We start from the raw sequence: 8,851 nt of genomic DNA on the forward strand, positions 1-8,851 counted from the left end.
GTTGGAAGCTGGGTGTTTGTTTAGTTATCATCAAGAATGAATTAGCATAATTATAAATTTTCATTTCTCAAAAACAGTTTAAAATTTCCTACTCTCAAATACTCCACCTAAATCATCGATGATCAAACCGTTTTGCCAATCGGTCTCCGGAAAACTGTATGATAAAAACCAAAGCGACCAATAATCCGAGAACCAGATTCATAATCACGGCATCATAACCGATATATCCGTATTGGTAACCAATTTGTCCCAATCCGCCGGCTCCGACAGCGCCGCCCATTGCTGAATATCCGACAAGAGTGATTAAAGTAATCGTTGCATTATTGATAAGCGAAGGCAAAGCTTCAGGAAGTAAAACTTTTTTAATGATCTGGAGCGGAGTTGCGCCTAAAGCTCTTGCGGTTTCAATTAATCCGTTTGGAATTTCCAGCAAACTGTTTTCAACCAATCTTGCTATAAAAGGAGCTGCGCCAATGCTTAAAGGAACTAACGCAGCGTTCATTCCGATGGAAGTTCCTACCAAAGATCTTGTGAAAGGAATCATCCAGACAATCAAAATAATGAAAGGAATTGACCTGAAAATATTAACCAAGACAGACAAAATTCTGTTGTAAATTGTGTTTTCTAAAAGCTGTCCCTTTTTAGTAATAAAAAGCAGGATTCCAACCGGAAGACCTAAAACAAATCCGAAAAATCCTGAAACAAAAGTCATGTAAACTGTTTCCCAAATTCCTTTTGACAGAAGCGAAATTACCGTATCACTAAGCATATCCTTTTACCGTATTTTGAATATTGTTCTGATTAAAATAATAAATTGCTTTCTGGTTTTCATCCGTCTCTCCCTGTAGCTGTAGAAGAAGTTTTCCGAAATTGGAATCTCCCAAATATTCTACATCAGCTTTCAGAAGTTTGTAAGGAATTTTATATTGATCGTAGATTACAGACAACAGTTTTTCTACGCTGATATTTTCGTTCAGCTCGATTTCAACTAATGGAAATAAGCCTTCTTGTGGCTCTTTCTGTAGTTTTTTGTTGAGTTCTTGCGGTATAGTCATAACATCTGAGTTTAAAAATTGTTTGATGATAGGATCTTTTTTGTTGGAAATAATTTCACTTAAAGTTCCTTTTGATATTAATTGTCCCTTATTGATAACGGCAACGTGATTGCAAATGGTTTTAATGACTTCCATTTCATGGGTAATCAGCAAAATGGTAATTCCTAATCGATGATTAATATCCTTTAATAATTCTAAAATAGATTGCGTTGTTGCCGGATCTAGAGCGCTTGTCGCTTCATCACAAAGCAGAAGATAAGGATCATTGGCCAAAGCTCTTGCAATCGCAACTCTTTGTTTTTGTCCGCCTGAAAGACTTTTCGGATAATCGTGGGCTTTATCTTCAAGACCTACGATTTTTAAGAGTTCATTTACTTTATCCCGAATTTTACCTTTACTTAAATTGTCTAATTCTAATGGAAGCGCAATGTTTTCAAAAACCGTTCTTGACGAAAGCAGGTTAAAATGCTGAAAAATCATCCCGATTTTTTTTCTTTCGGCAGCTAATTGCTTTGAATTTAATTTTGTAAAATCTTTTCCGTTAATAATAATTTGTCCTTCATCAGGTCTTTCCAATAAATTAATGGTCCGGATTAAAGTACTTTTTCCGGCTCCCGAAAACCCGATAATTCCGACAATATCTCCTTTTTCAATCATTAAATTGATATTATCTAAAGCTTTAAAGTTTTGTTTTTTTTGATAAAAAGTTTTTGAAATATTCTTTATCTCTATCATTTTTTCTCTGTAATTTTTAATAAAAAAAGGCTCTACAACGTGGTAGAACCTTTAAAAATATGTCATAATAAAAGTAAGGTCAGCCACAAAAATTCCTATACAAATGCATACAGCAATACATCATCAAAGGTCTGATGTTTATCTTCGTCATAAAATTGTTGTTGGATTTTGATTTCATCTCCATTTCCATACTTAAATATGGTTGCAAATATAGAACATATATTTTTATTAGTCCACTAAAAAAGTAGACTTTTTGATTTTTAATTTTGAGTGATATTTTAAGTTGTTTTAAATCAGTGTTTTATATTTTGTTTTAGTAGTGCTGATTTTAATCATGTTTGTTCTTGAGATTGTTTTCTGAAAGAATAATCTTATTTTAGGTTTATGAAAATTCAAATCATCAGCGATTTACATCAGGAATTTGGGTTCAGCGATTTGTCTTTTGATCATGCTGATGTTGTTGTATTGGCAGGAGATATTAATTTAGGAACAAAAGGAATTGAGTGGATTAAAAATAAAATTCCCTATAAACCTGTCATTTATGTCTTAGGAAACCATGAATATTATAAAGGTTCTTATCCCAAAACTTTAAATAAGATTTTAGAATCTGCAGAAAATTCCAATGTATCTGTTTTGGAAAATTCTTTTGTGGATATTGAAGATGTCAGATTTCATGGTACAACTTTGTGGACGGATTTTTCGTTATTTGGAAGTCCGATGGCTTATGGAAGTCTTTGTCAGACCCAGATGAATGATTATAAAATGATCAGAAGAGATCCTTTCTATTCAAAAATGCGAAGTATTGATATCTTTAAGATTCATCAGTTTTCAAAGCATTGGCTGAAAGAAAGCCTGAAAAATTCAAATGGTATGAAAAATATTGTCGTTACGCATCATGCGCCAAGCTTAGAATCGGTTCCTGAACATTTTAAAAAAGATCCGGTTACTTCGGCGTATGCTTCCAATCTTGAAGAATTTATTTTAGAGCATCAACCTCTTTACTGGATTCACGGTCATATTCACACTCCAACAAGATATAAAATTGGGAAGACCGAAATTATCTGTAACCCACACGGTTACATTACCGAAAAGTATAACGGTTATAATAAAGAACTGATTATCGAAGTTTAAATTAATCAAAAAAAATTAAAGTAAAATAAAGTTTTCTCCGTCTAAAAAATAAAGGTTCTTAAACCAAAAAATATGGAGAATACAAACATCAACAGCGGAATTATTCTAATTCCTGATTTCAGTGGATTTACTGAATTTGTGTTCAATACAAAACTTTATACCGGCGAATATATTGTAAAACAACTACTTTCTATYTTGATTGATGTAAACAATCAGTATTTTAATATTTCTGAAATTGAGGGCGATGCGATCTTATTTTATCGTTATGACAACCAACCTTCTTATAAAAAGATTTCCGGAATGCTGAAAAAAATGAGAAATGCTTTCAATATGAAAATTCAGGAATTAAGCGAAATGTTGAATACGACCATTGAATTATCATTAAAATTTATTGTTCACTACGGAAAATTTTCACAATACAACATTGGAAGTTTCAGAAAACTTTATGGAAAACCCATTGTAGAAGCTCATCAAATGTTGAAAAATGGTTTTGCCGAGCAACCTTCTTATGCTTTGTACAGTCATTCTTTTTTGGAAAATTCTCAGAATGTAGAATATGTTCTGAATGAAGAAACAATGCATGTTTCAGATGTTGGAGCGATTCAATATTTTGGAAATATAGATTAAATAGTATCACTTGTCATTCACTTTTTAAACGTTCGAAAAAATTCGGACATTTTTTTAGAATGTTATTCTAAACGAAATGAAGTGTAGTGAATAATCTCTTTTTTACTGTTCCGATTTTTTCCTTCGAAAGAATGACAATATTAATTTGTTGATCGGTTTTAATAATAACTAAATTGGGAAAGTCAAAAAAATTCCCGACTTTTGCAACCCTCCCAATAATCCCGACTATTCATGAAACTTTGTATTGCCGAAAAACCCAGCGTTGCCAGAGATATTGCCAAAGTATTGGGCGCAACCATGCCTAAGCAAGGCTATATGGAAGGAAACGGCTATTGCGTGACATGGACTTTCGGGCATCTTTGCACCCTCAAAGAACCTCACGATTACGGTCCGCAATACAAATCCTGGAATTTGTTTTTACTGCCGATTATTCCTCAAAGTTTTGGAATCAAATTAATTCCGAACAAAGGCGTTGAAAATCAGTTTAAAGTAATCGAAAAATTGGTAGCCGAATGTGATGAGGTTATCAATTGCGGGGATGCTGGACAAGAAGGAGAGCTTATTCAAAGATGGGTTTTGCAGAAAGCAAAATGCGACAAACCTGTACAGCGTTTGTGGATTTCATCGTTGACGGAAGAAGCCATTAAAGAAGGTTTTGAAAAATTAAAACCAGCCGAAGATTACAAAAATCTTTATCTCGCAGGAAATGCAAGAGCAATAGGAGACTGGTTATTGGGAATCAATGCTACACGACTTTTTACCAAAAAATTTGGCGGAAACAAAGCGGTTTTATCCATTGGAAGAGTGCAAACTCCGACTTTGGCGATGTTGGTTCAGCGACAGAAAGAAATTGATGCTTTCACGATGGAAGAATATTGGGAATTGAAAACAAAATACCGTGATGTAATTTTCAATGCTGCGATTGACCGTCTGAAAACTTTAGACAGAGCTGAAAAAGGATTAGAATATTTAAAGCTTAATCTTTTTGAAATTCTTTCATTTGAAATAAAAGAAGGAAAAGAAAAAAATCCAAGATTGTTTGATTTGACGGGACTTCAGGTGGAAGCGAATAAGAAGTTTGGGTATTCTGCAGACAGCACTTTAAAATATATTCAGAGTCTTTACGAGAAAAAGCACGTCACTTATCCGCGTGTTGATACGACGTATCTATCGGAAAGTTTGTATCCGAAAATCGGAGGAATTCTTCAAAGTATGGTTATTTATAAAGATTTAATCTCGCCTTTACTTGAAGAGCCGATTCCCAAATCGAAAGCCGTATTTGATGATGCAAAAGTGACCGATCACCATGCAATTATTCCAACCGAAATTCCGCCTTCTCAAAACTTGACAAGAGAAGAAAAACTCATTTATGATTTAATTGCGAAGCGTTTTATCGCTGTTTTTTATCCTGAATGTAAAATTTCAAATACTTTGGTTGAAGCTCAGGTTGGGACCATTCCTTTTAAAACAAGCGGAAGACAGATTCTCGAACCGGGTTGGAGAGCTGTTTATGCAAAAGATGCTAAAGAAGAGCCGACTGATAAAGAAAAAGATAAGGAAGAAGAACAGACAATTCCTGAATTTAAAGTAGGAGAAACCGGACCGCACGAACCGATGATTCATCAGGGAAAGACTTCGCCACCAAAACCCTACACCGAGGCAACATTGCTTCGAGCGATGGAAACCGCCGGAAAACAGGTAGATGATGAAGAACTTCGTGAAATGTTGAAAAACAACGGAATCGGAAGACCTTCAACCCGTGCAAATATTATAGAAACGCTTTTCAAGCGAAAATATATTGAGAAGAAAAGAAAGAATCTCATTGCTACCCAAACCGGAATTCAATTAATCGATACGATCGAAGATGAATTGCTGAAAAGCCCTGAATTAACAGGTGAGTGGGAATTAAAACTTCGAAAAATCGAAAGCGGTGAATACGAAGCCAATCAATTTAAAGATGAATTAATACAAATGGTGACCGAATTAACCAAGAAAGTAGTTGACGGGAAAGTAAAAGTCTTCACTTTACATGAAGAAAAGGAAGAAATTAAAGAAAAGAAAAAACGAGAACCAGCTGTAAAAAAAGAATTACAGTCTTGGGAAGAAACACAATGCCCAAAATGCAAATCGCATAATCTGATGAAAGGGAAAACTGCAGTCGGATGTTCCGATTTTAAAAATTGCGGCTTTAAAGTTTCGTTTGAAATTTTCGGTAAAAAACTTTCTGATAAACAGCTAATGGACTTAGTTTTAAAAGGAAAAACCTCAAAATTAAAAGGATTCACAACACATCCTGAAAGTTTAACGGAAGGAGTAGTTTCTTTGTCTCCGGAATTTATAGTTGGTTTGAGTTGATTAGTATTTCAGTTAATCAGTAATTTTGTAACTAAATAACTAAATAACTAAATAACTAATAACTACTTCAAATAAAGCCTCATTCTCGCCTCATATTCAGGCTTGGTTTTTAAGAATTTCCAAATCTTTCTGTCATCGGGATTACTGATTCGGTAGTAAATAATTTTATCTGCAGAATATTTGAAATACGGATGATTTTTCAGCCATTCTTCAGGTGCATTTACCAAAGTATATCGTTCAACTTTTGAATTGTCGAGTGTGGCAATACTTAATAGTTTTTGTACCAATTCCTTATCAATATTATAAGTTTCCAGGATCTGTTCCTTTGTCATAAAACCGCCTAGTTTCTTCCTGAAACCAATCATCGAACCTGCACTTTTTTCATCTAAACCAAATTCTAAAAGCTGTTTAAACGTAATAGAATTCATATCTATTTTTGAAAAATCAGTTTTTTCCTGTTTAAATTCAGGTTTTTTCTCATCAGAATTTTTTGCCATTGTGGAAGCGTTAAGCCACTTTTCTTTGCTTACAAAACTTCCGCCCAAATAATTTTTATATTTTAAAATTGCTGCAGCCTGTTTTTCAGAAAATCCCATATTTTCCCAATCGTTTTGAGAAAGCTGATCGGGATTGAATTTTTTTGTAATATTTAAAGATTTCTTATTGTAAATATTAAAATCAGAATTTCCTTTTGCTTCAATATTCGTTTCTGGAAGCAAAATAAAACCTTCAAGTTGAGAATATTTTTCTCCTGAAATCGCATAGCATTTCCTGAATTGTTCTTTTGACAGGAATTTTCCACCTACAATTTTCTTGTAGTTTAAGATGGTTGCAGTTTGCTTTTCAGAGAACCCAAGTTTTTGCCATTGTTTTTCATCTAAATCATTGGGATCAAATTCAGACAGCGATTCCAGAGGTAAACTTTCTGAAATGAATGTAACTTTTGGAAAAGCTTCGTCAGGTTTTTCAGAATATTTTTGAAATCCAAGAAGAGTAAGTAAAAGCATTGCTAAAAATGCCATTTGCCGATAATAATTTTTTTTCATTTTTTATTTTGCGTTTTTATTTGGTGAGATAAAGCAATCGTGATGATTTCTAAAAACAAATATCTCAAAATTGTAATTGAAAATAAAGTTAAGAATTATTTTAATTCAAAACTTAATGAAAAGAAAAATATTGTTACATAAAAAATGTGAATATCTTGATAGGAGAATAATTCTAATGAAAAAAGAATTTTTATTTTTTGTGAATAAAAATTTGAGCAATAGACACTACAAAAATTCCGATCAAAGCAGCCATTAAGTAGGTATTCACATTAAAAACAATTCCTATGATGATAAGAAATAAGGCAATTCCTGCAAGAGTTTTTAAATGTTTTCGGTGTTTTACTTTAATCATTTGAACTGGATTTATTCTGAATCTTTTTCTACTAAAGAATCTTTAAGCTTCAGCAATTCTGCTTTTACAAATTCTAAACGGTCGATTAATGTTACCGTTTCAGAGATTTTTGAGTTGGTGGTTAACGCAATTCTGGCTCCGTCAAGCGTATAACCTTTTTCTTTTACCAAATGATAAATGATTTTAAGGTTTTTGATATCTTCAGGAGTGAAATAACGGTTTCCTTTTTTGTTTTTTTTAGGTTTGATAATGGGGAATTCCCGTTCCCAATATCGTATCAATGAAGCGTTTACGTCGAATGCTTTCGCAACTTCTCCTATCGAATAATACAGTTTGTCGGGTAAATTTGTCTTCATTATAAAAATCCTGAATTCAAAGATAAATATTTTTTGAGCTTCAGTACAAACAGACGTTATAAAATATGCAGTTTAGGCGTATTTTGTTCTGAATTTAAATAAATAATTATCATTATAAAATTGTTAAAGCTTTTACAAATCGTAAATTGTGAGCCTTAATTTTATAGAAATGAAAAATATATTGAATGTAGGTCTTGTTGGTTTGGTTTTGGCATTTCTCAGTTGCAAATCAACAAATCATAAAGCAATGTTTGAAAACACCGAACCAAAATTAATATCAGATCAATTTTCATTTACAGAAGGTCCTGCAACAGACAAAACAGGGAATGTTTATTTTACGGATCAGCCTAATGATAAAATTTATTTCTGGGACTGGAAAAACGATAAAATCTCTTTGTTTTCAGATAAAACTGGAAGAGCCAACGGAACGTATTTCGATGAAAACGATAATCTGATAACCTGTTCAGACAATGAAGGAGAAATATGGAAAATCGGTAAAGATAAATCGATTGAAGTCTTGTCTAAAGGTTTCAACGGAAAAAGATTAAACGGACCAAACGATCTCTGGCTCGATGGAAATGGTGGGATTTATTTCACAGATCCTTTATATAAAAGAGATTACTGGCAAAATTTTAAAGTAGAAATTCCTGAAAAAAATCTGTATTACAGACACAAAGACGGCAAAATTTCAAAGCTGGAAACCTTTGTGCAACCAAACGGAATCATTGGAAATACAAAGTCGAAAAAGCTGTATGTTTCAGATATTGATGCCGGAAAAACCTATGTTTATGATATTCTGGGTGACGGAAAACTTTCTGAAAAGAAGCTTTTCTGCGAAATGGGTTCAGACGGAATGACGCTTGACAAAGATGGTAATCTTTACATTACGGGAGATGGTGTTACCATTTTTAATGCGAAAGGTGAAAAAGTACATCACATCAAAATCCCTGAAGACTGGACCGGAAATGTAACTTTCGGAGGAGAAAATAATGATGTTTTGTTTATTACCGCCTCAAAATCAGTTTATACTTTGCAGACAAAAACAAGGGGATTGAAATAGGCTAAGGCTAAGGTTAAGGTTAAGGTTAAGGTTAAGGTTAAGGTTAAGGTTAAGGTTAAGGTTAAGGTTAAGGTTAAGGTTAAGGTTAAGGTTAAGGTTAAGGTTAAGGTTAAGGTTAAGGTTAAGGTTAAGGT

The 8,851-nt window shown here is 33.2% G+C and carries 9 protein-coding genes; 4 read left to right on the top strand and 5 right to left on the bottom strand.

What is annotated here, in order from left to right; translation table 11 throughout:
* Positions 1-112: 112 nt before the first annotated feature.
* Together metI and AB4Y90_RS14390 are read right to left on the bottom strand one after the other, a co-directional pair.
* Positions 113-769 carry a methionine ABC transporter permease MetI gene (gene metI / locus AB4Y90_RS14385; RefSeq protein ID WP_441558232.1) on the bottom strand — a complete coding sequence of 219 codons (657 nt, stop codon included), beginning with the start codon at positions 767-769 and terminating at the stop codon, positions 113-115.
* Positions 762-1,790 (bottom strand): methionine ABC transporter ATP-binding protein, encoded by a 1,029-nt coding sequence (locus AB4Y90_RS14390; RefSeq protein WP_441558233.1) that lies wholly within the window; start codon positions 1,788-1,790, stop codon positions 762-764. The genes metI and AB4Y90_RS14390 overlap by 8 nt, the downstream gene beginning before the upstream one ends.
* A gap of 384 nt (positions 1,791-2,174) precedes the next feature.
* Here AB4Y90_RS14390 and AB4Y90_RS14395 point away from each other — a divergent pair, with 384 nt between their 5' ends.
* The 3 genes from AB4Y90_RS14395 (at position 2,175) to AB4Y90_RS14405 (ending at position 5,903) form a co-directional block, all read left to right on the top strand.
* Positions 2,175-2,921: a metallophosphoesterase gene (locus AB4Y90_RS14395; RefSeq protein WP_441558234.1), complete on the top strand. Its 747-nt coding sequence runs from the start codon at positions 2,175-2,177 to the stop codon at positions 2,919-2,921.
* A 72-nt stretch (positions 2,922-2,993) separates the two neighbouring features.
* Complete coding sequence (locus tag AB4Y90_RS14400; protein ID WP_441558235.1) at positions 2,994-3,548, top strand: DUF2652 domain-containing protein; 555 nt, start codon at positions 2,994-2,996, stop codon at positions 3,546-3,548.
* Between the two features lie 231 nt (positions 3,549-3,779).
* Positions 3,780-5,903, top strand: a complete 2,124-nt coding sequence (locus AB4Y90_RS14405) for a DNA topoisomerase 3 (RefSeq protein WP_441558236.1) — start codon at positions 3,780-3,782, stop codon at positions 5,901-5,903.
* A 62-nt stretch (positions 5,904-5,965) separates the two neighbouring features.
* On the opposite strand, the gene AB4Y90_RS14410 is transcribed toward AB4Y90_RS14405, so the two are convergent.
* The 3 genes from AB4Y90_RS14410 to AB4Y90_RS14420 form a co-directional block, all read right to left on the bottom strand.
* Positions 5,966-6,949 (bottom strand): hypothetical protein, encoded by a 984-nt coding sequence (locus AB4Y90_RS14410; protein ID WP_441558237.1) that lies wholly within the window; start codon positions 6,947-6,949, stop codon positions 5,966-5,968.
* Between the two features lie 190 nt (positions 6,950-7,139).
* On the bottom strand, positions 7,140-7,301 hold the full coding sequence (locus AB4Y90_RS14415) for a hypothetical protein (RefSeq protein ID WP_441558238.1): 162 nt from the start codon (positions 7,299-7,301) through the stop codon (positions 7,140-7,142).
* Positions 7,302-7,312: 11 nt separating this feature from the next.
* Entirely contained in the window at positions 7,313-7,657 is a 345-nt protein-coding gene (locus AB4Y90_RS14420; protein ID WP_441558239.1) for a MerR family transcriptional regulator, read from the bottom strand.
* A 169-nt stretch (positions 7,658-7,826) separates the two neighbouring features.
* Here AB4Y90_RS14420 and AB4Y90_RS14425 point away from each other — a divergent pair, with 169 nt between their 5' ends.
* Positions 7,827-8,717 carry an SMP-30/gluconolactonase/LRE family protein gene (locus AB4Y90_RS14425; RefSeq protein WP_441558240.1) on the top strand — a complete coding sequence of 297 codons (891 nt, stop codon included), beginning with the start codon at positions 7,827-7,829 and terminating at the stop codon, positions 8,715-8,717.
* The last annotated feature ends 134 nt before the right edge of the window (positions 8,718-8,851 follow it).

Origin of the sequence: Chryseobacterium sp. 2TAF14, assembly GCF_052115105.1 — a bacterium.
Taxonomy (GTDB): domain Bacteria; phylum Bacteroidota; class Bacteroidia; order Flavobacteriales; family Weeksellaceae; genus Chryseobacterium.